The organism is Mycobacterium sp. NGS59 (assembly GCF_059812345.1).
The window spans coordinates 13440-40326 of record NZ_JCALCN010000018.1 but is presented as its reverse complement, the minus strand read 5'-3'; the positions used below and the strand labels follow the sequence as shown (position 1 = coordinate 40326).

Annotated in this window: 24 protein-coding genes and 1 pseudogene; 7 read left to right on the top strand and 18 right to left on the bottom strand. The window is 67.2% G+C overall.

Annotated features, from left to right (window positions below; all coding sequences use genetic code 11):
* Positions 1-12: 12 nt before the first annotated feature.
* The 4 genes from AC5Y46_RS18670 to AC5Y46_RS18655 form a co-directional block, all read right to left on the bottom strand.
* A complete protein-coding gene (locus AC5Y46_RS18670) occupies positions 13-759 on the bottom strand; it encodes a succinate dehydrogenase/fumarate reductase iron-sulfur subunit (protein ID WP_499943987.1) in 747 nt (248 codons plus the stop codon).
* Positions 759-2672, bottom strand: a complete 1914-nt coding sequence (locus tag AC5Y46_RS18665; RefSeq protein WP_499992460.1) for a fumarate reductase/succinate dehydrogenase flavoprotein subunit — start codon at positions 2670-2672, stop codon at positions 759-761. Before AC5Y46_RS18665 ends, AC5Y46_RS18670 begins: the two co-directional genes overlap by 1 nt.
* A 37-nt stretch (positions 2673-2709) precedes the next feature.
* Positions 2710-3546 (bottom strand): succinate dehydrogenase subunit SdhC, encoded by an 837-nt coding sequence (sdhC, locus tag AC5Y46_RS18660; protein ID WP_499992459.1) that lies wholly within the window; start codon positions 3544-3546, stop codon positions 2710-2712.
* Positions 3547-3626: 80 nt separating this feature from the next.
* Positions 3627-3923: an Rv0250c family protein gene (locus AC5Y46_RS18655; RefSeq protein WP_499943984.1), complete on the bottom strand. Its 297-nt coding sequence runs from the start codon at positions 3921-3923 to the stop codon at positions 3627-3629.
* 123 nt (positions 3924-4046) lie between these two features.
* Here AC5Y46_RS18655 and AC5Y46_RS18650 point away from each other — a divergent pair, with 123 nt between their 5' ends.
* On the top strand, positions 4047-4799 hold the full coding sequence (locus tag AC5Y46_RS18650; RefSeq protein WP_499992458.1) for an isocitrate lyase/PEP mutase family protein: 753 nt from the start codon (positions 4047-4049) through the stop codon (positions 4797-4799).
* A 63-nt stretch (positions 4800-4862) separates the two neighbouring features.
* Here AC5Y46_RS18650 and AC5Y46_RS18645 read toward each other — a convergent pair whose 3' ends face one another.
* Positions 4863-5312: an Hsp20/alpha crystallin family protein gene (locus AC5Y46_RS18645; RefSeq protein WP_499943982.1), complete on the bottom strand. Its 450-nt coding sequence runs from the start codon at positions 5310-5312 to the stop codon at positions 4863-4865.
* A 217-nt stretch (positions 5313-5529) separates the two neighbouring features.
* On the opposite strand from AC5Y46_RS18645, the gene nirB reads away from it, so the two are divergent.
* Positions 5530-8070, top strand: a complete 2541-nt coding sequence (gene nirB / locus AC5Y46_RS18640; protein ID WP_499992457.1) for a nitrite reductase large subunit NirB — start codon at positions 5530-5532, stop codon at positions 8068-8070.
* Between the two features lie 14 nt (positions 8071-8084).
* Positions 8085-8453 carry a nitrite reductase small subunit NirD gene (nirD, locus tag AC5Y46_RS18635; RefSeq protein ID WP_499943980.1) on the top strand — a complete coding sequence of 123 codons (369 nt, stop codon included), beginning with the start codon at positions 8085-8087 and terminating at the stop codon, positions 8451-8453.
* A 6-nt stretch (positions 8454-8459) separates the two neighbouring features.
* On the opposite strand, the gene AC5Y46_RS18630 is transcribed toward nirD, so the two are convergent.
* From AC5Y46_RS18630 to AC5Y46_RS18590, 9 genes are all read right to left on the bottom strand, one after another.
* Positions 8460-8909 (bottom strand): TetR/AcrR family transcriptional regulator, encoded by a 450-nt coding sequence (locus tag AC5Y46_RS18630; protein WP_065146645.1) that lies wholly within the window; start codon positions 8907-8909, stop codon positions 8460-8462.
* Between the two features lie 21 nt (positions 8910-8930).
* Positions 8931-9659, bottom strand: a complete 729-nt coding sequence (locus AC5Y46_RS18625; RefSeq protein WP_499992456.1) for a sirohydrochlorin chelatase — start codon at positions 9657-9659, stop codon at positions 8931-8933.
* Positions 9656-10801, bottom strand: a complete 1146-nt coding sequence (locus AC5Y46_RS18620) for a uroporphyrinogen-III synthase (RefSeq protein ID WP_499944090.1) — start codon at positions 10799-10801, stop codon at positions 9656-9658. The genes AC5Y46_RS18625 and AC5Y46_RS18620 overlap by 4 nt, the downstream gene beginning before the upstream one ends.
* 99 nt (positions 10802-10900) lie before the next feature.
* Positions 10901-12307: a nitrate/nitrite transporter gene (locus tag AC5Y46_RS18615; RefSeq protein ID WP_499943977.1), complete on the bottom strand. Its 1407-nt coding sequence runs from the start codon at positions 12305-12307 to the stop codon at positions 10901-10903.
* A gap of 122 nt (positions 12308-12429) precedes the next feature.
* Positions 12430-12963, bottom strand: coding sequence for a GNAT family N-acetyltransferase (locus AC5Y46_RS18610; RefSeq protein WP_499992455.1), 534 nt, complete (start codon positions 12961-12963; stop codon positions 12430-12432).
* 17 nt (positions 12964-12980) lie between these two features.
* On the bottom strand, positions 12981-13853 hold the full coding sequence (locus AC5Y46_RS18605) for a 5-oxoprolinase/urea amidolyase family protein (RefSeq protein ID WP_499992454.1): 873 nt from the start codon (positions 13851-13853) through the stop codon (positions 12981-12983).
* Between the two features lie 10 nt (positions 13854-13863).
* Complete coding sequence (locus tag AC5Y46_RS18600) at positions 13864-14529, bottom strand: 5-oxoprolinase subunit B family protein (RefSeq protein ID WP_499992453.1); 666 nt, start codon at positions 14527-14529, stop codon at positions 13864-13866.
* A 78-nt stretch (positions 14530-14607) separates the two neighbouring features.
* Entirely contained in the window at positions 14608-15573 is a 966-nt protein-coding gene (locus tag AC5Y46_RS18595) for an ABC transporter substrate-binding protein (RefSeq protein WP_499944089.1), read from the bottom strand.
* Positions 15574-15614: 41 nt separating this feature from the next.
* The gene (locus AC5Y46_RS18590) at positions 15615-16850 is read right to left on the bottom strand and encodes a DNA polymerase domain-containing protein (protein ID WP_499943973.1); all 1236 of its coding nucleotides are present in this window, start codon (positions 16848-16850) and stop codon (positions 15615-15617) included.
* A gap of 69 nt (positions 16851-16919) precedes the next feature.
* On the opposite strand from AC5Y46_RS18590, the pseudogene fadD2 reads away from it, so the two are divergent.
* Positions 16920-18581, top strand: a pseudogene (gene fadD2 / locus AC5Y46_RS18585) (long-chain-fatty-acid--CoA ligase FadD2); the annotation flags it as partial.
* Between the two features lie 256 nt (positions 18582-18837).
* Here the strand turns inward: fadD2 and AC5Y46_RS18580 are convergent.
* The 3 genes from AC5Y46_RS18580 to AC5Y46_RS18570 are packed head-to-tail and all read right to left on the bottom strand — an operon-like array spanning position 18838 to position 22821.
* On the bottom strand, positions 18838-21012 hold the full coding sequence (locus AC5Y46_RS18580) for an acyl-CoA dehydrogenase family protein (protein ID WP_499992452.1): 2175 nt from the start codon (positions 21010-21012) through the stop codon (positions 18838-18840).
* Positions 21013-21070: 58 nt separating this feature from the next.
* Positions 21071-22186, bottom strand: coding sequence for an alpha/beta hydrolase (locus AC5Y46_RS18575; protein ID WP_499992451.1), 1116 nt, complete (start codon positions 22184-22186; stop codon positions 21071-21073).
* Entirely contained in the window at positions 22183-22821 is a 639-nt protein-coding gene (locus AC5Y46_RS18570; RefSeq protein ID WP_499943970.1) for a TetR/AcrR family transcriptional regulator, read from the bottom strand. Before AC5Y46_RS18570 ends, AC5Y46_RS18575 begins: the two co-directional genes overlap by 4 nt.
* A gap of 73 nt (positions 22822-22894) precedes the next feature.
* Here AC5Y46_RS18570 and AC5Y46_RS18565 point away from each other — a divergent pair, with 73 nt between their 5' ends.
* Positions 22895-23476: a VOC family protein gene (locus tag AC5Y46_RS18565; protein WP_499992450.1), complete on the top strand. Its 582-nt coding sequence runs from the start codon at positions 22895-22897 to the stop codon at positions 23474-23476.
* On the opposite strand, the gene AC5Y46_RS18560 is transcribed toward AC5Y46_RS18565, so the two are convergent.
* Positions 23473-24138 (bottom strand): TetR/AcrR family transcriptional regulator, encoded by a 666-nt coding sequence (locus AC5Y46_RS18560; protein WP_499943968.1) that lies wholly within the window; start codon positions 24136-24138, stop codon positions 23473-23475. The genes AC5Y46_RS18565 and AC5Y46_RS18560 overlap by 4 nt on opposite strands.
* Positions 24139-24233: 95 nt before the next feature.
* Between AC5Y46_RS18560 and AC5Y46_RS18555 the strand changes: the two genes are divergently transcribed.
* Both AC5Y46_RS18555 and AC5Y46_RS18550 read left to right on the top strand, forming a co-directional pair.
* The gene (locus AC5Y46_RS18555; RefSeq protein ID WP_499943967.1) at positions 24234-25142 is read left to right on the top strand and encodes an oxygenase MpaB family protein; all 909 of its coding nucleotides are present in this window, start codon (positions 24234-24236) and stop codon (positions 25140-25142) included.
* Between the two features lie 132 nt (positions 25143-25274).
* Entirely contained in the window at positions 25275-26858 is a 1584-nt protein-coding gene (locus AC5Y46_RS18550) for a PPE family protein (RefSeq protein WP_499992449.1), read from the top strand.
* The last annotated feature ends 29 nt before the right edge of the window (positions 26859-26887 follow it).

The window sequence follows — 26887 nt, the reverse complement described above, 5'->3', positions numbered from 1 at the left end:
GCCGGCTTAACGTCAGCGCCGGAACAGCTTGTTTCCCAGCCACACCACCGGGTCGTACTTGCGGTCGGCAACGCGTTCCTTCATCGGGATCAGCGCGTTGTCGGTGATGGTGATGTGCTCCGGGCACACCTCGGTGCAGCACTTGGTGATGTTGCAGTAGCCCAGACCGAAGTCCTCCTGAGCCATGTCGCGCCGGTCCACCGTGTCCAGCGGGTGCATCTCGAGCTCGGCGATCCGCATCAGATAGCGGGGGCCGGCGAACTCCTGCTTGTTCTCGTCGTGGTCGCGGATCACGTGGCACACGTTCTGACACAGGAAGCACTCGATGCACTTGCGGAACTCCTGTGAACGCTGCACGTCGACCTGCGCCATCCGGTACTCACCCGGCTGCAGTTCCTTGGGCGGGGTGAACGACGGGATCTCGCGGGCCTTCTCGTAGTTGAACGACACGTCGGTCACCAGGTCGCGGATCACCGGGAACGTCCGGATCGGGGTAACGGTGACGACCTCGTTCTCCTCGAACGTCGACATCCGGGTCATGCACATCAGCCGCGGCCGGCCGTTGATCTCCGCCGAGCAGGAGCCGCATTTACCCGCTTTGCAGTTCCACCGCACCGCGAGGTCCGGCGTCTGGGTCTGCTGCAGGCGGTGGATGACGTCGAGCACCACCTCGCCCTCGTTGACCTCGACGGTGAACTCCTGCAGCGCACCGCCGCTCACGTCGCCGCGCCATACCCGCATGCTCGCGTTGTACGCCATTACGCTCTCCGTTCCGGATGCTCGGCCAACTCGTCGTCGGTGTAGTACTTCTCCAATTCCGAGAGCTTGAAAAGCTCCAGCAAGTCCTGGCGCATCGGAATCTGCTGCTGCCGCTCGATGGTGATGTGGTTGTCCGGATCGTCCTGCGCCTCGCTGCACACCAGCAACGTGTTGCGCCAACCGGAGTCCATGCCGGGGTGGTCGTCGCGGGTGTGGCCGCCGCGGCTCTCGGTGCGCTCCAGCGCCGCCTTCGCCACGCACTCGCTGACCAGCAGCATGTTGCGCAGGTCAATCGCCAGGTTCCAGCCCGGGTTGTACTCCCGCTGCCCGTCGACCTGCACGTTCTTGTACCGCGCCCACAGCTCCTTGAGCAGCGTCAGCGCCTTGGAAATCTCGTCCTCTTTGCGGATGATGCCGACCAGGTCGTTCATCACGTGCTGCAGGTCCATCTGCAGGGCATACGGGTTCTCCGGCGCCGAGCCGTCCGTCGGGCCCTCGAACGGATGCAACGCGAACTCGGCGGCGGCATCGACGGCTTCGGACGAGACCTTCGGCCGGTTGTCCAGCGCGGCCACGTACTGCGCGGCCCCCAGGCCGGCGCGGCGGCCGAACACCAGCAGGTCGGACAACGAGTTACCGCCGAGCCGGTTGGAGCCGTGCATGCCGCCGGAGCACTCGCCCGCGGCGAACAGCCCGGGCACCTTGGCCGCGCCGGTGTCGGCGTCGACCTCCACCCCGCCCATCACGTAGTGACAGGTCGGCCCGACTTCCATCGCCTCCTTGGTGATGTCGACTTCGGCCAGCTCCATGAACTGGTGGTACATCGACGGCAGCCGGCGCTTGATCTCGGCCGGGGTCAGACGCGAGGCGATGTCCAGGTAGACCCCGCCGTGCGGGGTGCCGCGACCGGCCTTGACCTCGGAGTTGATCGCCCGAGCGACCTCGTCACGGGGCAGCAGGTCCGGGGTGCGACGGGCCGAGTCGTTGTCCTTGAGCCACTGGTCGGCTTCCTGCTCGGTCTCGGCGTACTGACCTTTGAACACCGGCGGGATGTAACCGAACATGAACCGCTCGTTGTCGGAGTTCTTCAGGACGCCGCCGTCACCGCGGACACCCTCGGTGACCAGGATCCCCTTCACACTCGGCGGCCACACCATGCCCGTCGGGTGGAACTGGACGAACTCCATGTTGATCAGCGTGGCGCCGGCCCGCAGCGCCAGCGCGTGTCCGTCGCCGGTGTACTCCCACGAGTTCGAGGTCACCTTGAACGACTTGCCGATTCCGCCGGTGGCCAGCACCACCGCCGGGGCCTCGAACAGCACGAACTTGCCGGTCTCGCGCCAGTAGCCGAACGCTCCGGCGATGGCGTCACCGTCTTTGAGCAACTCGGTGATGGTGCACTCGGCAAACACCCTGATTCGGGCCTCGTAGTCGCCGAACTCGGCGAAGTCCTCCTGCTGCAGCGAGACGATCTTCTGCTGCATGGTGCGGATCAGTTCCAGGCCGGTGCGGTCGCCGACGTGCGCAAGCCGCGCGTAGGTGTGCCCACCGAAGTTGCGCTGGCTGATCCGGCCGTCCTTGGTGCGGTCGAACAGCGCGCCGTAGGTCTCGAGCTCCCACACCCGGTCCGGGGCTTCCCTGGCGTGCAATTCGGCCATCCGCCAGTTGTTGAGGAACTTTCCACCGCGCATCGTGTCGCCAAAGTGGGTCTGCCAGTTGTCTTTCGGGTTGGCGTTCCCCATCGAAGCGGCGCACCCGCCCTCGGCCATCACCGTGTGGGCCTTGCCGAACAGGGATTTGGTCACCACCGCGACCTTCTGGCCCTGTTCCCGCGCCTCGATCACCGCACGCAATCCTGCGCCGCCGGCACCGATCACGACTACGTCGTAGGCATGCCGTTCGACCTCAACCATGAAACCTCGCTAAGTCCTCTAATTATGAGTTGGCTTGTCAGCCAACGAATCTCAAGTCGGAGATGGTGCCGCTGGCCACCAGTGCGACGTAGAAGTCGGTGAGCATCAACGTGCCGAGCGTGATCCACGCAAACAGCTTGTGCCGGGTGTTGATCTTGCTCACCTGCGTCCAGATCCAGTACCGCACAGGATGTTTGGAGAAGTGCTTGAGGCGTCCGCCGGTGACGTGCCGGCAAGAGTGGCAGGACAGGGTGTAAAACCACAGCATGATGACGTTGCCGAGCAGGATCACGTTGCCCAGGCCGAAGCCGAATCCGCCCGGCCCCTCATCGGAATGGAACGCGACGATCGCGTCGTAGGTGTTGATCAACGAGATCAGCACGGCGATGTAGAAGAAATAGCGGTGCGTGTTCTGGATGATCAGCGGGAACCGCGTCTCACCGGTGTAGTGCACGCGCGGCTCGGCGACTGCGCAGGCAGTGGGCGACTGCCACACCGTGCGGTAATAGGCGCCGCGGTAGTAGTAGCAGGTCAGCCGGAACAACAGCAGGAACGGCAGCGTCAGCGCCGCGTAGGGCACCAGCGACAGCAGCCCCGAAGCGGGAAAGATCTGCGGCCAGAACTCGCTGGCCGGGCCACACTTCTCGTTGAGGCACGGCGAGTAGAACGGCGTCAGGTAGTGATACTTCTCGACGTAGAAGTGATCCCGCTGAAACGCACGCACCGTCGCGTAGATGACGAATGCGGCAAAGCCGAGGTTGATCCGCAGTGGCTGAAGCCACCACCTATCCGTGCGGAGCGTCTTCTGCGCGAGCTGTGCGCGAGATGGAGAAAAGACGCCGGAGTCAGAACGACTCGCCGTGGGTGCGCTCATCTATTTGTGTTCCTCTTCGAACGGGCTGTAAACCGAAGGGTACACAGAGCAAACGCCCGCTATTTAGTCGGGCTTCGACGTCAGGAGCGGTTGTGACCCCCGACACCCTCGTCGTCGACATCGCGCCAGAAATCGCTGTCGTACTGGGTGTCCGGGATGGCGATCTTTTCCCCGGATTGGTGCACGGTGGCCCGGGCGAGGTCCAATTCGGCGACGTCGCTGTCGAGAAGCTGGATGTCGCTCAGGATGCGGTCGGCGTCGATCGCGATGCGACGCGTCGCCGGGTTGTCTCCGTAGCGCGCCTTGAGAGAACTCACGCACCGCCGCAGCCCGCCCATCAGGTCGTGCAGTTCGGCGAGTTCAGTAGTGGTGGACAAGAGATCTCCCTGGGCTGAAGGTGTTGCGGATCACAGTCTGCAACCAGATACTATCCGCTGTTTTCCACCGACGTCGGGCAAGACGTCCGTCACGTCGTCCACCGCGATCAGAAAGCACTGGACATGCCGCAACTCGCCGAGCGCGCCCGGGCGCTGCTGGAACTGCATCAGCCCGGTAACCCGGTCATCCTCCCGACCGTGTGGGATGCCTGGTCGGCAAACCTGGCGGTAGACGCCGGTTTCGCCGCGCTGACCGTGGGCAGCCACCCGCTGGCCGACTCGATCGGCAAACCCGACGGCGAGGGGATGTCGTTCGACGACGTGCTGGCGCGCGTCGCCCAGATCTGTACGGCTGTGGACGTGCCGGTATCGGTCGACATCGAATCCGGCTACGGGCTGCCCGCGCAGCGACTGATCGAGGGTCTGCTGCAGGCGGGTGCCGTCGGGCTGAACATCGAGGACACCGTGCATTCCGAAGGCGGCCGGCTGCGTTCTTCCGCCGAACACGCCGAGCTCGTGGCGGGATTGCGCGCGGCGGCCGACGCGGCGGGGGTGCACGTCGTGCTCAATGCCCGCACCGACCTGTTCCTGCGCAAGGACGGCGACGATGCGGACCGTGTCGAACGCGCCGTGGCACGGTTGACGGAAGCCGCCGACGCCGGCGCGGACGTTCTGTACCCGGTGGGGCGCCATGACCCAGAGACGTTGCGCCGCTTGGCAACCGAGCTACCGCTGCCGATCAATGCGATCGCCTTGCCGGATCAGGACGACCCGGCGTCGTTCGGCCCCCTCGGTGTCGGCCGGGTCAGCTTCGGGCCGTATTTCCAACGGGCCCTGTCGGCCCGCGCCAACGAGCTGCTGGCCGGCTGGGTTTGATGCCGAGCAGACGTAAAAGCCCCTCATTTCGGTACGAAATGGGGGCTTTTACGTCTGCTCGCGCTACTTGGTGATGGCGATGCGCTGCGGCTGAGCACCCGCGTACGCGCCGGTGACGCGGACGGTCAGCACACCCGCGTCATAGGAGGCCGAGATGGCCTCGCCGGTGACGTGCGCCGGCAACTGGAACGACCGGCGGAACGACCCGTAGCGGATCTCCCGCAAGGTGCGGCCGTCCTTCTCCTCGGCGTGCTCGTCGCGGTGTTCGCCGTGAATGACCAGGCGGCCCTTGTCCACCTCGACGTTGACGTCCTTCTCGACGTCCACGCCGGGCAGCTCAACGCGGACTACCGCGTCCTCGCCGTCCTTCACGATCTCGGCCGCGGGGTTGAACCCGCTGCTCACCGGCTTGGTCGAGTCCGCTTTCCAGTCCGAATAGGTGGGACCGAAAAAGTCCCGTAACCACCGGTCGGTGTCCCACGCCGGACGCGACCACAAGGCGACATTGCTCATGGATGACTCCTTATTCTTCGTTGTGAGTTGGCTGTGCCCGACGCTGTGTTGGTCGGCTACCCGGTAAAACTTGAGTCGCCTGCACTAAAGTTCCACCTGGGTGTTCGCCGTGAGCGAACGCGGGTCACACAGGGACTTCCCAGGTGTGAGGACGCTTTGATGCCGGTGTCACATTCGGCGTCATTTTCGGCAACATCGCGTTCGTAGGGTCTTGGGCATGTCTCCTTCAGCCGGCGTTACTTCCGTGCGCGCCGGTGCCCGGCGTGTCGTGGTGGTCGGCCACGGCATGGTGGGGCACCGCTTCGTCGAGGCTCTGCGCGCCCGCGACACCAGCGGTTTGTGGCAGATCACCGTGTTGGCCGAGGAAGCCGACGCCGCCTACGACCGCGTCGGCCTGACGTCGTATACCGAGAGCTGGGACCGCGGCCTGTTGGCGCTGCCCGGCAACGACTACGTCGGCGACGGTTCGGTGCGGCTGCTGCTGAACACCCGGGTCACCGAAATCGACCGTGCGGCAAAGGCTGTGGTCGCCGCCGACGGCGAACGGCACACCTATGACACCCTGGTGCTGGCCACCGGGTCCTACGCCTTCGTCCCGCCGGTGGCCGGTCACGATCTGCCGTCCTGCCACGTCTACCGCACGCTGGACGACCTGGACGCTATACGCGCCGGAGCCCAAGCCGCGGCGACATCCGGCAGCGCCGGGGTCGTTATCGGGGGTGGTCTGCTGGGCTTGGAAGCGGCGAACGCGTTGCGCCAGTTCGGCTTACCCACGCATGTCGTCGAGATGATGCCCCGACTGATGGCCCAGCAGATCGACGAGGCCGGCGGTGCGCTGCTGGCCAGGATGATCGGTGAGCTCGGCATCGAGATCCACGTCGGGACCGGCACCGAATCGATTGTCTCCGGCCACGATTCGGTTCAGGTCCGGCTGAGCGACGGGCAGGTCGTCGACGCGGGCGTGGTGGTGTTCGCCGCAGGCATCCGACCTCGCGACGAGTTGGCGCGCGCGGCCGGCCTCGACATTGCGCCGCGCGGCGGGGTCAGCACCGACTTGGCCTGCCGCACCAGCGATCCCGACATCTTCGCGATCGGCGAGGTCGCCGCGATCGACGGCAAGTGTTACGGGCTGGTCGGGCCCGGCTACACCAGCGCCGAGGTGGTGGCCGACCGATTGCTCGACGGAACCGCCGAATTCGGCGAGGCCGACCTGTCCACCAAGCTCAAGCTGCTCGGCGTCGACGTCGCCAGCTTCGGCGACGCGATGGGCAGCACGCCGAACTGCCTCGAGGTCGCCGTCAACGACGCGGTCAACCGCACCTACGCCAAACTGGTGCTCTCCGACGATGCCAAGACCCTGCTCGGTGGAGTGCTGGTGGGCGACGCGTCCTCGTACGGGGTGCTGCGGCCCATGGTCGGCAGCGAATTGCCTGGTGACCCAATGACTTTCATCGCCCCCGCGGGCACCGGCGACGGCACCGCAGCACTGGGCGTCGGGGCACTGCCCGATTCCGCGCAGATCTGCTCCTGCAACAACGTCACCAAGGGCGACTTGACGTGCGCCATCGCCGACGGCTGCGCCGACGTGCCCGCGTTGAAGGCGTGCACCACCGCCGGCACCTCCTGCGGGTCCTGCGTTCCGCTGCTCAAGCAACTGCTGGAAGCTCAGGGCGTAGCGCAGTCCAAAGCTTTGTGCGAGCACTTCAGCCAGTCCCGTGCCGAACTCTTCCAGATCATCTCGGCCACCGAGATCCGCACCTTCTCCGGGTTGCTGGACCGCTTCGGCAGCGGAAAGGGTTGCGACATCTGCAAACCCGTGGTCGCCTCGATCCTGGCCTCCACCGGCTCGGACCACATCCTGGACGGCGAGCAGGCTTCGCTGCAGGACTCCAACGACCACTTCCTGGCCAACATACAAAAGAACGGCAGTTACTCGGTGGTGCCGAGGGTGCCCGGGGGGGACATCAAACCCGAGCATTTGATCCTGATCGGCCAGATCGCACAGGATTTCGGGCTCTACACCAAGATCACCGGCGGCCAGCGGATCGACCTGTTCGGTGCGCGGGTGGATCAGTTGCCGGCGATCTGGAAGCGCCTGGTGGACGCCGGCATGGAGTCCGGACACGCCTACGGCAAGGCGCTGCGCACCGTGAAGAGTTGCGTGGGCAGCGACTGGTGCCGCTACGGGCAACAGGATTCGGTGCAGCTGGCCATCGACCTGGAACTGCGCTATCGCGGTCTGCGGGCCCCGCACAAGATCAAGCTGGGCGTTTCGGGTTGCGCGCGGGAATGTGCCGAAGCGCGCGGCAAGGACGTCGGCGTGATCGCCACCGAGCAGGGCTGGAACCTCTACGTCGGCGGCAACGGGGGCATGACGCCCAAGCACGCCCAGTTGATCGCGAGCGACCTGGACACCGAGACCCTGGTCCGCTACATCGACCGGTTCCTCATGTACTACATCCGCACCGCCGACCGGTTGCAGCGCACCGCACCCTGGGTGGAATCGCTGGGCCTGGATCACGTGCGGGAGGTGGTCTGCGACGACTCGCTGGGCCTGGCCGAGGAATTCGAGGCGGCGATCCAGCGCCACGTCGACACCTACCGGTGCGAATGGAAAGGCGTGCTGGAGGACCCGGACAAGTTGTCGCGGTTCGTCTCCTTCGTCAACGCCCCGGACGCCGTCGACGAGACCGTGACATTCACCGAACGTGCCGGACGCAAAGTGCCTGTGTCCCTTGGCCTCCCACGAGTCCGATGAAGCAAGGAGCAATTGTGACGATCAGCAACGACATCCGGGTGTGGACCAGCGCCTGCGACTACGCCCACCTGATCCCCGGTCGCGGGGTCGGCGTACTTCTCGACGACGGCAACCAGGCCGCGTTGTTCCGCCTCGACGACGGCTCGGTGCACGCGATCGGCAACGTGGACCCGTTCTCCGGTGCCGCCGTGCTCTCACGGGGCATCGTCGGCGACCGCGGCGGGCGCGCCACCGTCCAATCGCCAATCCTGAAGCAGGCTTTCGCGCTGGACGACGGCAGCTGCCTGGATGACGAGCGGGTGTCGGTACCGGTCTACCCGGTGCGGGTCACCGCCGACGGCCGCATCCAGGTGGGGCGATTCGCCGCGCGCCTGGCGGCCTGAGCGGGCTCAGTCGATCTTGCCGACGAGATAGCGCTGCATCGTCGGACCGATGGCGTCCACGATCTGCGACACCGTCATGGAATGCAGCGGTTCGGAGCGCACACCGTAGCGCATGATGCCCAAACCGACGAGTTGCGAGGCGCACAACGACGCACGAACCGCGACCTTGTCGGCGCCGAGCGTCTTGAGCAGCGGGTTGAAGACCGGCCCGATGAACATGGACTGCACGATCTCGGCGGTCTTCGACAGCCCGGTGGACGCGATCGCGCTGGCGGCGAACGGGCCGCCGCCGGCGGCGTCCCACGTGGTGATGAGCATGTACAAGGTGCGCCGGCCGACCTGATTGACCGATCCGGTGACTATCCGGTCGATGAACTCCGGTGTACTGAAAGGCAGGCGCAGCATTTTCGCTACGTCGTCGAGGAGCCCACGCGAGGGCTCTTCGTTGCGGGCCATGCTGCCAGGATTACCCGATTTTCAGGAAAGATCAAATGCTGCGGCGTAGGGCGAGCCCAGTCGGCACAGCTCCCGGATGGGCGTCGCGCTGCGGAATCGGTTCGCAATCAAGCGCACCAAGCCCGGATGGGTGGCCAGGGGCCGGGTGACCAGATCGGCACCGCTTTCCTGCAGTCGCTGTTGGAACAAGCCGTCGGCCAGCAGGTAGGAGACGACCACGACGCGCCGCGCACCCCGGTGCCGCGCAGCCGCGACGGCATCGGGTACTGCCGGAGCACCGACCGCGGCAAACGCCAGCTCGACCCGCGACCCGATGAGCACCGACAGCGCCGCGGCGGCGTTGCGCAGGTCGGCGCGAGCGCGGTGATCGGAGGTTCCGGCCGCCGCGAGAATCACCGAATCACCGGGCTGCCAACCGGATTCGACCAGCACGTGACCCAGGACCGCCGAGATCTCCGGACCCGGACCCAACGCCTGGGTGACGGTGACGTTCGGGTGGCCGCTGGCCGCGACCTCGGGCGGCAGGTCGGCGCGGACGTGGTAGCCCCGAGACAGGAACGCGGGCACCACGATTGCGGGTTCTCGACCGGACATCCGCGACAGCACCTCGCCGGGTGACGGACCCAGCACGTCGACGAAGGCCACCCGCACGGTGCGGTCCAGCAAGCGGCTCACCCGGTCGGCGAGATCGCCGATCATCGCCACGCCTGACGACCGGCGGGTGCCGTGTGCCGTCAAGATCGGGTTCATGCGGCGTCGTGCTCGTGGTCGAGGGCCAGCCGATAGCCACGTTTGACCACGGTCGCCACGATGTTCTTGTCACCCAGCGCGGTTCGCAACCGCAGCACGGCGGTGTCGACGGCATGGGTGTCGTCGCCGTTGCCCGGTAACACGCGAAGGAGCTCGGTGCGCCCGACGACGTCGCCCGGGCGATGGGCCAGGGCGCGCAGGATGGCCATTCCCGATCCCGACACGGTCTTGACCGAGCCGTCGACCAGCACGCAGGTACCCCGGATGTCGACCACGTGACCCGCGGCCTTGACGCTGCACGAACCGAGCGTCGGCAACTCCTGGGCGATATGACGGGCCAACGCGCCCAACCGCATTCGCTCGGGGGACGACGTCGGTACGGATCGCCTGATCAACGGCCGCGCCGTCACCGGGCCCACGCACATCGCGTGCACGCCGCCGCGCAGCGCGTCCAGTACCTGTTCCTCGATGCTCAGTTCGCGGCCGCGTTCCAGCACCGCCGCGGCCGCCGGCGCCGATGTGAAGCTGACCGCATCGAACTGCCGGCGGGCGATACCGGCGACCAACTGATCGAATTCACCGCCCAAAGGCGTTGGCTTCCAACGATATACCCGGATCGGCACCACCTCGGCGCCGGCGGCGCGCAATCCGGCGAGAAATTCCGGAAACGGGTCCCACGCGTCGGCGGCGCCGTGCAACTGGATCGCGATGCGCTTACCGGCGACACCGGTGGCGAGCAGGTACTCCAGAACTTCTTGCGAGGACTCCGATTCCGGGGACCACTCCTCGCGCAGTCCCGCGGCGCGCAACGCACCGGTCGCCTTCGGGCCGCGTGAAACGACCCGTGCACGCGACAACGACTCGTTGAGTTCGGCGGCCAGCCCCCAGCCCTCGGCCGCGGCGATCCAACCACGGAAACCGATGCCGGTGTGTGCCACCACGATGTCGGGTGGATCACTGATCAGCGCCTCGGTGTTGCTGTGCAGTTCGTCGTCGTCGGGCAGCGCGATCATGCTGATGGCGGGCGCGCTGAATACCTCGGCACCGTGCCGGCGCAACAACGCGCACAGTTCCTCCGCGCGGCGCGCTGAGGTCACTGCGATTCGGTAGCCGGTCAGTGGCGCAGACGGTTCCTGGGCCATGTCACATGTGTATGCCTGCTCGGTTTCCGGGACGTTACCTGGCAATTGCTGCGGCATTGCTCGCACCTGCGTTCTTGCTCACATCGAACAGCGGTGTGACTACACGTAAGCCAGCCCGGCCGGTGCGTGCGCCGTTGCCTGCAGCGGCTTGCGCACATAGGTCACCCAGGTCAGCGCCGAGGCGCCGACGTAGAACGCGACGAACACCCAGAACGCCGAAGTCGCGGTGCCGTCGGACAGATACGACTGGCGCAGCGCAAGATTGACGCCCACACCGCCCAGCGCGCCGATCGCCCCCGCGAACCCGATCAACGCACCGGACATCGCGCGCGACCAGTGCCGGCGCTGCTCCTCGTCGACCGGCAGCGAGTGGCTGCGCGCCTCGAAGATCGACGGAATCATCTTGTACACCGAGCCGTTGCCGATTCCGGACAGGATGAACAGCGCCACGAACCCGGTGACGTAGCCCACCATGGTCGCGGCCGGCGCCGGCCCGGTGTGGTGTTCGGCGAAAGTGCTGACGCTGACCAGGATTCCGGCCGCCAGGATCATCGCGCAGAACACACCGAGGGTGACCCGTCCGCCACCCACCCGGTCGGCCAGCCGTCCGCCGTACACCCGGGACAGCGAACCCAGAAGTGGCCCCAGGAAAGCGATCTGGGCGGCATGCAGCGCGGCCTGCCCGGTGCTCTGTCCGCCCGCGATGAAGTTGATCTGCAACACCTGACCGAAGGCGAAGGAGAAGCCGATGAACGAACCGAAGGTGCCGATGTAGAGCAGCGCGATCACCCAGGTGTGCGGTTCGGCCAGCACCGCACGCATGGTGCGCATCTCGATGCTGAACTGGGCCAGGTTGTCCATGTACAGCGCCGCGCCGACGCCGGCGACAGCGAGCAGCACCAGGTACACCGCGCACACCCAATAGGGTTCGCGGTCACCGACGGTGGCGATCACCAGCAGGCCGACCAGCTGGATCATCGGGACACCGAGGTTGCCGCCGCCGGCGTTGAGGGCCAGCGCCCAGCCCTTGAGGCGCTGCGGATAGAACGCGTTGATGTTGGTCATCGACGAGGCGAAGTTGCCGCCGCCCAGCCCGGCCAGCGCCGCGCACACCAGGTACGGCCACAGCGGCAAACCGGGGTTGGCCAGCAGGAAGATGCTGCCGATGGTGGGGATCAGCAGCACCACCGCGGAGAAGATGGTCCAGTTGCGACCGCCGAATTTCGCGGTGGCGAAGGTGTAGGGGAAGCGCAGGCAGCCGCCGACCAGGGTGGCGGTAGCGCCCAGCAGGAACTTGTCGCCCGCAGAGAATCCGTACACCGATGCGGGCATGAACAGCACCATCACCGACCAGATGGACCAGATGGAGAAGCCGACGTGCTCGGCAGCCACCGACCAGATCAGGTTGCGGCGCGCGACGTACTTGTTGCCGGCTTCCCAGGCCACCACGTCCTCGGGATCCCAGTCGGAAATGGTGTGCGAACGGCGCGCGAGCTTGGCGAACACGAAGACTCCTAACGTTTGCGACCTTGTCGGTAACGCTAGAAATCTTTTGTTGCCCGGGCGCTTCCCGCGATGACCCCGGTTGTGAACTTCCGCTCACCGCAACGCTTCAGGCCGTGTGAGGGCTACCAGACGTCGCCGTCGCGCCAGTCGCACATCAGCCCCGCCGAGGTGTCCAGGCTCACACTTACCGGCAGTACGAACACCGTCCCGTCGTCCTCGGGCGTGCGGGTCGGGCCGGCGGGGGACAGCGCCGACGTCGGGCCGAGCCAGGGTAGCCAGCCCCGCCGGGCGTACAGTCCGCGGGCGGCGAGCGAAGAACTCAGCGCGCCCAGTTGATAGGCGCCGCGCATCACCTGCTCGACGCCGTCCAGCAGCGCGCTCACGAGTCCATTTCCGCGCCAATCCTCGCGTACCGCAACACCTTCGACGTAGCCGCAGCGCAGCGCGGTGTCCCGGTAGATCAACCGCCGCTGCACCACCGAGGCGTGCGCGATGATCGCGCCGTGGTGCCAGATCAGCGCGTGCATGCCGCCGAGCGCGTGTTCCCAGTCGGCCTCGGAGAAGTCGCCGTCGAACGCCTCGGTGACCATGCGGCAGATACGCTGCCGGCTGTCGTCGTCCAGATCGGCGGTGTGGACCAGACGTGCGGTGTGCACCGTCCCTGTCTATCAGGTCAGGACCGGGGTCGGGCCCAGTGCAGTCGCACGTACTGGCCGGGCCGCACCTGGGCGACCTTGTCGATGTCCTCGTCGGTCACCACGCCGACCACCGGGTAGCCGCCGGTGATCGGGTGATCGGGTCCCAGGATCACCGGTAAACCGTTGGGCGGCACCTGGATTGCGCCGCGGACGGTGCCCTCGCTGGGCAGCTGCCGACCCGGCCAGCGGTGCTCGATCGGCCGGCCCTCCAGGCGCATGCCGACCCGATCGCTGCGGTCCGACGCCATCCAGATGGTGTGCACCAGGGCATCGGGATCGACGAACCAGTCGTCACGCGGCCCGGGCACCACCATGAGTTCCACGATGTGGCTGTCGATCGCGGCGACCGGGGCCTGCTCGAGTTCGGGGTAGTCGGCGGTGTGCTCACCGACCGGCACTACGTCGCCCGGCTGCAGGGGCAACGGCCCGATCGCCGACATCACGTCATAGCTGCGCGAACCCAGCACCGGGGTGACACCGATGCCGCCGCGCACCGCGAGGTAGCTGCGCAAGCCGGCACGCGGCGTGCCCAACGAGATCACCTCGCCGTCGCGGACATGCGCAATGCTGTTGCTGCCGAACTTGGTTCCGTTCACCGTCGGTTCGGCGTCGGCGCCGGTCACCGCGATGTCGAGGTCGCCACCGCGGACCCGGGCCGCGAAGCCGCCGAAGGTCACTTCGACGGTGGCCCGGTCGTCGGTGTTGGCGACCAATCGGTTGGCCAGCGTGTGCGAGCGACGATCGGCCGCCCCGGACCGGCCGACACCGAGGTGGGCCAGCCCGGCGCGGCCCAGATCCTGGACGACGGCCAATGGTCCGGTGCGCAGGATCTCCAGCGTGGTGGTCATCGCGTCTCCTTCACACGGCCCGGAACCGGACCCACATGCCCCGCGTCAGCAGCGCCGGGTCGGGTTTGTCGATGTCCCACAGCACCGCGTCGGTGCGGCCGATGAGCTGCCATCCGCCGGGCGACCGGCGCGGGTACACGGCGCTGAATTCGCCGGCCAGACCCACCGATCCGGCCGGTACCGACGTCCGCGGGTCCGAGCGCCGCGGCACCCGTAGCCGCTCGTCGCCGCCGATCAGGTAGGCGAAACCGGGCATGAACCCGCTGAACGCCACCCGCCATCGACTGCTGGTGTGGGCGTTGATGACCTGGGCGGGAGTCAGGCCGGTCGACGCGGCGACCTGGGCCAGATCCGGTCCGTCGTACACCACGTCGATGACGACGTCGCGCGCCGGGTCGCCGTGCTCGGTGTCCGAACCGGGCGTGACCCGCAACCCGCGGAGCCGTTGCCGGGTGATCGCCTGCAGGCGGGGTCCGGCGAGTTTCACCAGCACAGTGGTCGAGGCCGGGACGATGTCGATGACACCGGGCAATTGCGCGGCGCGCAACGCATCGGCCCACGCCAGTACGTCGGCGGTGCCGTCACATTGCAGCATCAGCGCCTGGTCGCCGTAATCGAGCACGGCGCACGCCATGTCGGGTTCCCTCGGGATATCGGTGATCTCGGTCACACTCATATTTCGACGTTAGCGCCGGTTTCGGGCGTTGGGCAGCGATCTTCGAGCACTGCCAGAGGCGCCTTAGCGAATGCTCAGTCAGCCCAGGATCTTGGCGATCTGAGGAGGCAGTTGGTCGGCGACGACGGGATAGCTCAGCGGCGACGCGAACGCGATCGCGCCGGCCAGGTCCTTGCCGGTGAAGATGTGGCGTTGGCGGGTGGTCGTCTGCGCCGCCGCCACCTCGGGGTCGGCCAGCAACGCCTGCTGATCCTCGGGGCTCTCCGTGGACCAGATCACGACGTCGGCGGAATCGAGCACTTCCTTGATGCGGTCGCGGGGGATCATCGCGCGGTGGTCGGTGATGTAGGCGTTGACGGCCTCGGACACGACGAGCCCCATCTGGGTGAGGAAGTCGGTGCGCCAGCCCGGGGCCGTCGCGACCACGGTGCCCTGCCACAACCGGCCCTGCATCAGCAGTACTTTGCGGCCTTTCCAGGACGGGTTCTTCTGGGCGACGTCGGCGAACTTGGCGGTGACGGCGTCGACCAGCGACTTCATCTGGTCCGCCTGCAAGACGGCCTGACCGATCGTGGCGGCCTGGTCGCGCCACGGCTCGAAGAACGCGTCACCGCCGGACTGCGCGATGGTCGGGGCGATGTCCGACAGCTTGCGATAGGTGTCGGCGTCCAGGCCGGCGTTGGTCGCCACGATCAGGTCCGGCTTGAGGCCGGCGATCTGGTCGACCTGGATCCCGTTGTCCAGGTTGAGCACAACCGGTTGTGCCGCACCGAGTTTGGGCTGCGCCCACGGCCACACCGCGTAGGGCTGGTCACCGAACCAGTTGGTGACCGCGATGGGCACCACACCCACCGCGAGCAGATCGTCCTGTTCGGTGTACCCGGCGCTGACCACCCGCTTGGGGGGTTCCTTGACGACGGTCTGACCGAACAGGTGGGTGACCGTCACCGCCCCGCCGCCGGGCGTGCCCGGCTTGGGCTTGTCCGAACACGCCGTGAGCAGGCCCGCAGCGGCGGCGACCTGCAAGAATCCCCGTCGACTCATCGCCGTCACAGCGTGAGAGTAGCGCGTGGGTTACCAGACCGTCAGTTACGTGGTCGGGGTTTCGGTGTGTAGCCCTCCCAGGGCGAATAGTCGGCGATCAGTTCTTCCTGCGCGGGACGCTCGCCGGTCGGCACGTGTTGCAGGTTGATCCGGATCCGGTACCAGATGGAGCTGGGTCCGCGCATGCCGTCGACCAGGACGTCGGCGGGATGCAGCCGCTCGGCGGCGGCGGGATGGCGGGCGCGCCAGGTGTCCAGGGCGGCCATCGCCTCGTCCCTGGTCTTGGTGCGGGCGATCTCGATCAGCGGCTTGACGGACTGACGCCGGCCGTCGGCGCTCTTGCGGGTGCCGCGCGGCGCTTTCTCCGGCGGGCCCAATTCCTCGGCCAGCGCCAGCAGCTGGTCCAGGCTCCCGGTCGCGTCATCCATCCCGGCCCACGGATCACCGAGCTCCGCAAAGCGGCTCGGCACGGTGTCGATGGTGAACTGCGCCGGGTCGCAGCCGGGGACCTCGTCCCAGTGCAGCGGCGTGGAGACCCGCGCGTCCGGGGTGGCGCGCACCGAGTATGCCGAGGCCACGGTGCGGTCGAACGCGTTCTGGTTGAAGTCGACGAACACCCCTTCGCGTTCCTCTTTCCACCACCGGCTGGTCGCCAGGTCGGGCGCGCGACGCTCGACTTCGCGGGCGACGGTCTGCGCGGCCAGTCGGACCTGCCGGAACGGCCAGCGCGGGGCGATCCGGGCGTAGATGTGGAAGCCGCGCGACCCGGAGGTCTTCGGCCACGCGGTCAGTCCGTGGTCTTCGAGCACCTCGCGGGCCACCAACGCGACATCGACGATGCGGCGCCAGTCGACTCCGGGCATCGGGTCCAGGTCCACCCGCAGCTCGTCGGGATGATCGAGGTCGTCGGCCAGCACCGGGTGCGGATTCAGGTCGACGCAGCCCAGGTTGACCGCCCACGCCAGTCCGGCCGGGTCGTGGATGACGGCCTCGTCGGCCGAGGTGCCCGACGCGTAGCGCAGGGTGGCGACGTCCACCCAGTCCGGCCGATTGGCGGGGGCGCGTTTCTGGAATACCGCCTCTTCGGCGATCCCCTTGACGAATCGCTTCAGGATCATCGGGCGGCCCGCGACGCCGCGCAGCGCGCCGTCGGCCACGCTCAGGTAGTAGCGGACCAGGTCGAGCTTGGTGGTGCCGCGGTCAGGGAAAACGACCTTGTCCGGGTGGGTGATGGTGACCTCGCGGCCGCTCACATCCAGCGAGACGGGTTTGGCCATAGAAGCCGATGGTAATTCGAGGGAAACCTATCGGTCGCATTGCGACCTCCGTCACATATGGTGAGGAACATGCCTAGCCTGAGCGATGTACCCGGGGTCGGAAAAATCCAGCAATATGTGGAACGCGGCGCCGCCGAACTCCATTACGTGCGCAAGATCTTCGAAGCCGGAGCATTCCGGATAGAGCCCCCGCAGAATTACGCCGCGCTGGCCACCGGCATCGTCAAGTGGGGCGAATTCGGCATGTTGCCCGCGCTCAACGCGGCCCGCACCCCCGACCGCGCGGCGTGCATCGACGAAGACGGCGAATTCAGCTTCAAGGAGCTCGACGAAGCCGCCCACGCGGTCGCCAACGGCCTGCTCGAGAAGGGTGTCAAGGCCGGCGACGGTGTCGCCATCCTGGCCCGCAACACCCGCTGGTTCCTCGTCGCCTACTTCGGTGCAGCCCGCGTCGGCGCCCGCATCATCCTGCTGAACAGCGAGTTCTCCGGCAATCAGGTCAAAGAGGTGTCCGAGCGCGAGGGCGCCAAGCTGATCATCTACGACGACGAATACACCAAGACCGTCAGCAAAGCCGAGCCGGAATTGGGTTTCCTGCGCGCCCTGGGCACCAACCCGGACAGTGACGAGGACTCCGGCAGTGACCACGAAACGCTGGCCGAGCTGATCGAGCACAGCAGCAAGGATCCGGCGCCCAAAGCCGGCAAGCACGCGTCGATCATCATCCTGACCAGCGGCACCACCGGTACCCCGAAGGGCGCCAACCGCAGCACCCCGCCGACGTTGGCGCCGGTCGGCGGCATCCTGTCGCACGTTCCGTTCAAGGCCAACGAGATCACCTCGCTGCCGGCGCCGATGTTCCACGCGCTGGGTTTCCTGCACGCCACGATCGCCATGTTCCTGGGCTCGACGCTGGTGTTGCGGCGCAAGTTCAAGCCGCCGCTGGTGCTTGAAGACCTCGAAAAGCACAAGGCGACCGCCATGGTCGTGGTGCCGGTGATGCTCTCGCGGCTGTTGGACGCCATCGAGAAGATGGACAAGAAGCCCGATCTGTCGAACCTGAAGATCATCTTCGTGTCGGGTTCGCAGTTGGGTGGCGAGTTGGCGGCGCGCGCGCTGGAAGATTTCGGCCCGGTCATCTACAACATGTACGGCTCGACCGAGATCGCGTTCGCCACCATCGCCCGCCCGGAGGACCTGGAGAAAGACCCGTCGACGGTCGGACCGGTGGTCAAGGGCGTCAAGGTCAAGATCCTCGACGACAACGGCAAGGAGAAGCCGCAGGGTGAGGTCGGTCGGATCTTCGTGGGCAACGCCTTCCCGTTCGAGGGCTACACCGGCGGCGGCCACAAGGAGATCATCGACGGCCTGATGTCCTCGGGCGATGTCGGTTACTTCGACGAGGACGGCCTGCTCTTCGTCAGCGGCCGCGACGACGAGATGATCGTCTCCGGCGGCGAGAACGTGTTCCCCGCCGAAGTCGAGGACTGCCTGAGCGGGCATCCCGAGGTGGTCGAGGCCACCGCGATCGGCGTCGAGGACAAGGAGTACGGCCACCGGCTGCGGGCGTTCGTGGTCAAGAAGGACGGCTCCGACGTCGACGAGGACACCCTCAAGAAGCACGTGAAGGAGGAGCTGGCCCGCTACAAGGTGCCGCGCGAAGTCATCTTCCTCGACGAGCTGCCGCGCAACCCGACCGGCAAGATCCTCAAGCGCGAACTGCGCGAGCTGGACGTCGACGATAAGGAAGAGGCCAAGGACAAGGCGAAGGACCTGAACGAGAAGTCCGAGAAGAAGGGTTCCGACAAAAAAGGCGCGGACAAGAAGGGCTCGGACGAGAAGGGCTCGGACGAGAAGGGTTCGGACGAGGACGGCGACGACGCCGAGGACGGCGACGACGCCGAGTAGGGCGAGCAGACGCAAAAGCCCCCAATTCCGGTGGAATTTGGGGGCTTTTGCGTCTGTTCGCGCAGGGGGCGCAGGGGCGTCACGGGTCGCGGGGGAGGCCCAGCAGCCGTTCGGCGATGATGTTCAACTGCACCTCCGACGTGCCGCCGTAGATCGTGGTGGCCCGGCTGGCCAGCAGGTAGTCACCCCATTTGCCTTGCGGCGTTTCGGGATCCGCGATCACCGCATCGGAACCGAAGGACGACACCGCGAATTCGGCATAGCCCTGCCCGGTGCGCATCGACAGCAGTTTGGAGATAGCCGCCGACGGCATGGCGTCGCCCCCGGCCAGCGTCAACAACGTGGAGCGCAGGTTGAGCACCTTGGCGGCGTGCCCCTCGGCGATCAACTGGCCGGCGCGGTGCCGAGCGGTCTGGTCGAACTGCCCGTCACGGACGAACTCGACGAATGCCGGCAGGCTGGCCAGGAAGTTCAGATCGCTGCCGCCGATCGAAACCCGTTCGGCGGTAAGGGTATTGCGGCTGACCTCCCAGCCCCGGTTCGCCTCACCCAGCACGTTCTCGTCGGGCACGAACACGTCGTCGATGTAGACGGTGTTGAAGAACTCCTGCCCGGTGAGCTCACGCAGCGGCTTGACCGTCACCCCCTCGCTCTTCATGTCCAGCAGGAAATAGGTGATGCCGTTGTGCTTCGGAGCGCTCGGGTCGGTACGAGCCAATAACGCACCCCATTGCGAGAACTGCGCGGCCGTCGTCCAGATCTTCTGTCCGGTGATGCGCCAGCCGCCGTCCACCCGCGTGGCCTTGGTGGACAACCCGGCCAGGTCGGATCCCGCGCCGGGCTCGGAAAACAGCTGGCACCACACCATTTCGCCACGGAAGGTCGGCGGCAGGAACCTCTGCTGCTGTTCCTCGGTGCCGAACGCGACGATCGACGGGATGACCCAGGCCGCGATGCCGATCTGCGGCCGCTTGACCCGTCCGGCGGTGAACTCCTGGGCGATGATCACCTGCTCGACCGGACTGGACGCCCGGCCCCACGGCTTGGGCAGGTAGGGCAGCACCCAGCCGGCCTCCGCGATCGCGACTGTGCGCGCCGCCCGGTCCATGTCCTTGAACGCGGTCACCTCGGCCCGGATCTCGGCCCGCAACTGCTCGGTTTCCGGGTCCAGGTCGATGTCCACCGCGCGCATCCCGGTGCTGGTCGCGGTGTCCACCACCCGCTGCGGGTACTCCGAGCTGCGGCCGAACGACGCGGCCAGCATCAGCGCCCGGCGGTAGTAGACGTTGGTGTCGTGCTCCCAGGTGAAGCCGATGCCGCCGTGCACCTGGATGCAGTCCTGGGTGCAGCGCTGGGCGGCGGCCGGAGCCAGTGTGGCGGCCACCGCCGCGGCGAACTCGACGTGCTCGCTGCCCTCGTCCAGGGCGCGGGCGGCGTCCCATACGGCGGCGGTGGCCCGTTCGGTGTCGGCGACCATCTCGGCGCATTTGTGTTTGATGGCCTGGAACTGCCCGATCGGCCGACCGAACTGCTCACGGATCTTGGCGTAGCCCGACGCGGTGTCGGTCGCCCAGCGCGCCACGCCCACCGCCTCGGCCGAGAGCAGCGTGGTCATCAGCGCGTGGGCGGTGGTCATGCTCAGGTTGTCCAGCACCACGTCGTCGCCGACCTCGACGGCGTTGGCCCGCACGTGGGCGACGGGCCGCAGCGGATCGATACTCTGCACCGGCTCGATCTCGAGCTGGTCGGCGCGTAGCACCACCCACTCTTCGCCGCTGTCGATCGCCACCGGCAACACCAGGATCGACGCCTGTGCCGCGGCCGGCACCGCGCGGATCTCGCCGCGGATCACCAACGCGTCCCCGTGCCGGGTGGCGGTCAGGGTGGAGTCCAGCGCGTAGGCGGCGATGGCCGCCCCGGATGCCAACTCGGCCAGCACCTTGGCCTCGGGGTCGTGCGCGGCGATCAGCGCGCTGGCGATCGTCGACGGCACGAACGGTCCGGGTACCGCGCCGTATCCGAATTCGGCCAGCACAATGGCCAGCTCGAGCACACCGAACCCCTGCCCGCCGACCGACTCGGCCAGGTGCACACCCGGCAGGCCCTGGTCGGCGGCGGCCTGCCAGTACGGCGGCGGGTTCTGCACCGGCGTTTCCATCGCCTCGTGCAGCACCTCCGAGGGCGCTACCCGTTCGACCAGGGACCGCACCGAGTCGGCCAGGTCTTGATGTTCAGGGGTGATTGCGATCGGCATTGTTCGCCTTCCCGTGCGCGGTTTCCTCCAAGCTAACAACCGGTCGGTTGGGCGCGACTCAACCCCACCGGTTGGCGATCCAGTCGGCGATGGTGTCGGCCTGCTGGTCGCGGGCGCCGGGGGTGGTGAAGTAGTGGTCGCTGTCGATCGCGGCCTGCGTCTTGTCGGTGCCGGCCAGCCCGTCGTAGATGCGCTGCGCGTCGGACGGGAACACGCCGGTGTCGGCCTCGGCGTTGATCACCAGCGCCGGCACCGTGATGCGGGCCAGATGCGGCTCGGCGCGGGTCTGGGCCGTCCGCAGACTCCACATGCCCAGCCAGTTGCGCAGTGTGGTCGCCGCGGCGATGCCGCGCGCCGAGCGGTTCGCCTTCTCCGGCGTACCGGCATAACACGAGTTGGGTTGGCGCTTGGTCGGTTCGATATCGGGGTCGACCATGCGCGGGTCGGCCCAGGTGCGCATCACGGTGAACGGTCGATCCGAGAAGCCCGCGGCGCGAACACGTTTCAGCTCGGCTTCGGCCCAGTCGGTGATGGCGTCATTGCGCGCCACCTGCGCGGCCCGGTAACGCTCGACGAACTCCGCCGGGTACGGCGGTCCGTTGTCCCCGTCGAACAGATCGAGCTCGGGATCGGTTGCGACGGGATCGTTCTCGTCGACGACCGCACCGTCCATCCAGGCGGTCAGCACGTCCGGTCGTCCCGGATGGGCTGCCGTCGCGACGTAGCCGTCGGCGGCCGGCAACTCGGTGACCCCGTCGGCGGGGCGCATCCCGTCCAGCGGGGTGACATTGGGATCCACCGCCTGCGACTGGTAGGCCGCCATCAGCGAACCACCACCCGAATTACCAAGCAGCACAACTGTTTCCGCACCGGCCACGACACGCAGCCAGCGCACCCCCACCCCGATGTCGACCAAGGCGTGGTCGAGCAGGAAACTGCTCTCGAAGCCGCGAAACCGGGTGTTCCAGCCCAGGAACCCGATACCGCGGGCCGCGGCGTACTCGGCGAGGTAGTGCTCGGAGAAATCGATCTGGTAGTGGGTGGCGATCATCGCCACCTTCGGTCGATGCCCGGATGCGTGGTGATAGAGCCCCTGGCACGGGTGTCCGCCCGCCCCGGCACGCCCGGCGGTGGGCGACGGCAACCCGATGAACTCGCGGATGACCTCGGTCAACTCGAGCGATCCTCCTCGCAGTAGATGGCCCGGTAGTAGATGTTGGCGAGCGTCCGGATGCAAGCCTGATCGTCGGGTTCCTGCGTCCGGGTCAGTTGGATGTAGCAGAACTGGTTGAACATCGCCACGATCGCCTCGGCCAGCAGCAGTGGGTCGTCGTCCGCGCAATAGCCCTGCGCCTGCGCGCGTTTGACCGATTCGGCGATGAAAGAGATTGGCAACGAACACATTTCGGCCCAGTACTGGGCGAAGTCCTCGTTGACCGTCGCCAGTTGGGACACGCCGATCATCTCCGCGAGGCGATGCCGGTAGGTGTGCCAGTGCGCCGCCGCGGCCTGGTGGGCGCGTTCGCGATCGGACAGACCGTGCTGGGTCACCGTCTGCGCGCGCTGGTTGGCCTCGTCGCGGAAACGCAGCGCCCACTGCCGGACCATCGCCTCTTTCGAGTCGTAGTAGTTGTAGAACGACGCCGCGGAACGGCCCGCTTCGGCGGTGATGTCCGCGATGGTGGTAGCCAGAACTCCCTTGCGCGCGATGACTTTTCGGGCGGCAGCGTCGATGGCGGCCTGGGTCCGCCGACCGCGGTGAGTCGGGAACGTGGCGGGACGGCTGCTGGGTTCTGCCGCGGCCGTCACCTCATGCACCTCCCGCAGACCTGAATCTGATGTTAGATTCAGTTTTGGACGATCATAGGTAGGGAGGCGCACGATGATCAAGCCGCACAACGTCAACACCGAGTTCGAACTCGGCGGGATCAACCACGTCGCGCTGGTGTGCTCGGACATGGCCCGCACCGTGGACTTCTACAGCAACGTCCTGGGCATGCCGCTGATCAAGTCGCTCGACCTGCCCGGTGGCGCGGGGCAGCACTTCTTCTTCGACGCGGGCAACGGCGACTGCGTGGCGTTCTTCTGGTTCGCCGAGGCCGCCGACCGGGTGCCGGGGCTGAGTTCGCCGGGCGCGCTGCCGGGCCTGGGTGACATCACCAGCGCGGTCAGCACCATGAACCATCTCGCGTTCCACGTGCCGGCCGAGAAGTTCGACGCCTACCGGCAGCGGCTGAAGGACAAGGGCGTACGGGTGGGTCCGGTGCTCAACCACGACGAAAGCCCGATGCAGGTCGCCGCCAAGGTGCACCCCGGCGTGTACGTGCGCTCGTTCTACTTTCAGGACCCCGACGGGATCATGTTGGAGTTCGCCTGCTGGGTGCGGGAATTCACCGATGCGGACACGCCGGCGGTGCCCAGGACGGCGGCCGACCGGCGACCGTCGGTAGCGGCTGCGCCTTAGGTGGCGACTCCGGCCTTCCCGATCAGGCCGTACAGGCCCGGGTTGGTGAGCTCGCTGACCAGCAGCGTCAATTGGTCGACGAGTTGATCGGGCTCGAGCCGGATGTCGCTGGCCAACCAGGCACTGATGGCCTGTCCGACGCCGCCCACCGCGAAGTGCGCACCCATCTTGAGGCGCTCGTTTGCTGCTATCTGCAGTGCGCTGGCCGCGTACTGGCCGGACAGCAGGGCGAACAGGGCGGTGGACTCGGCGCGTTTGCGGATCACCACGGGGTCCGCGAGTTGGTTGCTGAACACCAAGCGGCCGACACGCGCGTCGTCGGCGATGGTGTTGACGATATTGGCCATCCCGGCGCGGGACTGCTCGTGCGGCGGGGCCGCCATCACCGCGGCCTGCGTCTTTCCCGCCAGATCGGCGATGATCCAGTCGAAAACAGCGCCGATGAACTCGTCTTTCTCGGTGAAGTTCTCATAGAAATAGCGGGTGGCCACCCCGGCCTCTCGGCAGATGCTGCGAACGGTCACCGTGGACAGATCCTGCTGCTCGGCGCCCAGCAGGTCCAGACCCGCCGCCAGCAGCTTTCGCCGCCGCTCAGCTGAGCGCACCGCGGCGTCGATGCCGCGGTACGGCCGCGCGCGGGCACCCTCACTGTCCGGAGCCATGGGACACATCTTGACACATGTGCAAGAGCGGACAAATATCTGAGAACACATGTTTTTACAATTTGCGGACAAAAAATGTGCGAAAGGGCCGTCAAATGGCGATTCATGAGGCGGCTCCGCAGCGGCGTCGACATGTCGAGCGGGCCGTGTCGGATCCGGCCCGGACGGTCCGAACGTCCGGCAAGCGACGGTCGGGTATCGACGACGGCATGATGGGAGTGGCGCTGCTGGCCGGGCCTGCCAACGTGATCATGCAATTGGCGCGGCCGGGGGTCGGCTATGGCGTGATGGAGAGCCGCGTCGAGAGCGGGCGCATCGACCTGCATCCGATCAAGCGGGCGCGCACCACCTTTACCTACCTGGCTGTTGCCACGGCCGGAAGTGACAGCCAGAAGGCGGCCTACCGGCGCGCGGTGAACCGGGCCCACGCCCAGGTTCGCTCCACTCCCGAGAGCCCCGTGTCGTACAACGCCTTCGATCCCGCGTTGCAGCTGTGGGTGGCCGCTTGCCTCTACAAGGGCGGTGTAGACGTCTACCGCACGTTCGTCGGAGAGCTCAGCGACGAGGACGCCGACCGTCACTACCAAGAGTCGATGACGTTGGGCACCACCTTGCAGGTGCCACCGGAGATGTGGCCGGCCGACCGTGCGGCCTTCGACGAGTACTGGCAGGAGTCGCTGGGCAAGGTGCACATCGACGACGCGGTGCGCGCCTATCTGTACCCGATCGCCGTCGCGCGCATCAAACGGCTGCCCATGCCGGGCCTGCTGCGCGCGATCCCGGAGAACATCGCCCTGCTGATCACCACGGGCTTTCTGCCGCAACAGTTCCGCGACGAGATGCAGTTCCCATGGGACGCCGGCCGGCAACTCCTGTTCGACCAGTTGATGGCGTTGATAAAGATCAGCAACGGCCTGATGCCGCGGTTCGTCCGGCAGTTCCCGTTCAACGTGTTGCTGTGGGACCTCGACCGGCGGATCCAGGCCGGTCTCCCGCTCGTCTAGCACCGCACGGACTTCGTCCGAACCCAGCCGAATTCGGCCGCCGACACTTCCCGTACAGGACTTGCGCTCGATCCTGCCATGGTGTCGAATGGCTGATAATGAAAATCATATTCATCAACCGGTCTGGCTGAGATGCCGGTCTGGCTCGCGTCGCCGCCGGAGGTGCACTCGGCGTTGCTCAGCAGTGGACCCGGACCGGGCCCGCTGCTGTCGGCCGCCGCGGCATGGTCGGCGCTGAGCACCGAATACACCGAGGTTGCCGACGAACTGATGGCGCTGCTGGGTGCGGTGCAGGGCGGGGCCTGGGATGGACCGACCGCCGTGCAATACGTCGCGGCGCACGTGCCGTACCTGGCTTGGCTGACGCAGGCCAGCACCCACAGTGCCAATGCCGCTGCCCAGCACGAGACCGCGGCCGCCGCTTACACCACCGCACTGGCCGGGATGCCGACGCTGGTCGAGTTGGCAACCAACCACGCGGTCCACGGGATCCTGGTCGCGACCAATTTCTTCGGAATCAACACCATCCCGATCGCGCTGAACGAGGCCGACTACGCGCGGATGTGGGTCCAGGCGGCTACCACGATGGCGTCCTACGACGCGGTGGCCGCCGCCGCGGTCGCGTCGACGCCGCAGACCACCGCCGCACCGGAGATCGTCCACGCCGACGACGACCACGACCACGACGACGAGCACGAGGGTGAGGACGGCCACGAGGGTCACGACCACGGCGACCCGACCCAACTGGACTACCTCGTCGCCGACCTGCTGCGCGCCCTGACCAACGGGCAAATCGACTGGAATCCCCTGGAAGAGACCCTCAACGGGATCCACATGCACGACATCACCGACGCCACGCAGCCCATCTGGTGGGTAGCCCGGTCGTTGGAGTTCGGGCAGCAGTTCGAAACGTTCGTCCAGGAGCTGTTCACCGACCCCGCCGGTGCCATCGAGTACGTGGTTCAGCTGGCCGAATTCGACTGGCCGACCCACCTGGCCCAACTTGCGCCGCTGCTGCAGTCCCCGCAGTTGTTCGCCGCCGCGATGGGCGGCGCCGTCGCCAATCTGGGTGCGGTCTCCGGTTTCGCCGGCCTGGCCGGTCTGGGCGCCATCCAGCCCGCCGCGATCCCGGTCGCGCTCGCACCGGTGGGCGCGGGACCCGTGCTGCCCGCTGTCGGGACCGCCGCCCCGTCCGTCGTCGCCTCGGCCGCACCCGCGGCCCCGGCGCCGACGACCTCGACCGTGGCCGGCTCGGTCACCAGCGCCGGACCGCCGCCCCCGGCGCCCGCCGCAGCCGCCGGCCCGGGTTTTCCCTTCCTGGTCGGTGGGGGGCCCGGCATCGGCTTCGGTTCGGGAATGAGCGCCGGCGCCAGCGCCAGCAGGAAGGCTTCCGAGCCCGACGCCGCCGCGGTCGCCGCGGCCGCCGCCGCACGCGAGCAGGCTCGCCAACGCCGACGGCGCCGTTCGGCGCTGCACGAGCACGGCGACGAGTTCGCCGACATGAATGTCGATGTCAACCCGGACTGGGGCGCATCGCCGGAAACCGAATGGGTCGGTGCTTCGGATCGCGGCGCCGCAAACCTGGGCTTCACCGGCACCGTGCACCGCGAAGCAGCCGGTGCGGCGGCCGGGCTGACGGCCCTGGCCGGCGACGAATTCGGCGGCGGTCCACGGGTGCCGATGCTGCCCGGCAGCTGGGATGCGGATCGCGGCTGAACTTCGGCGGGCACGCGTAAGGTCGGGCG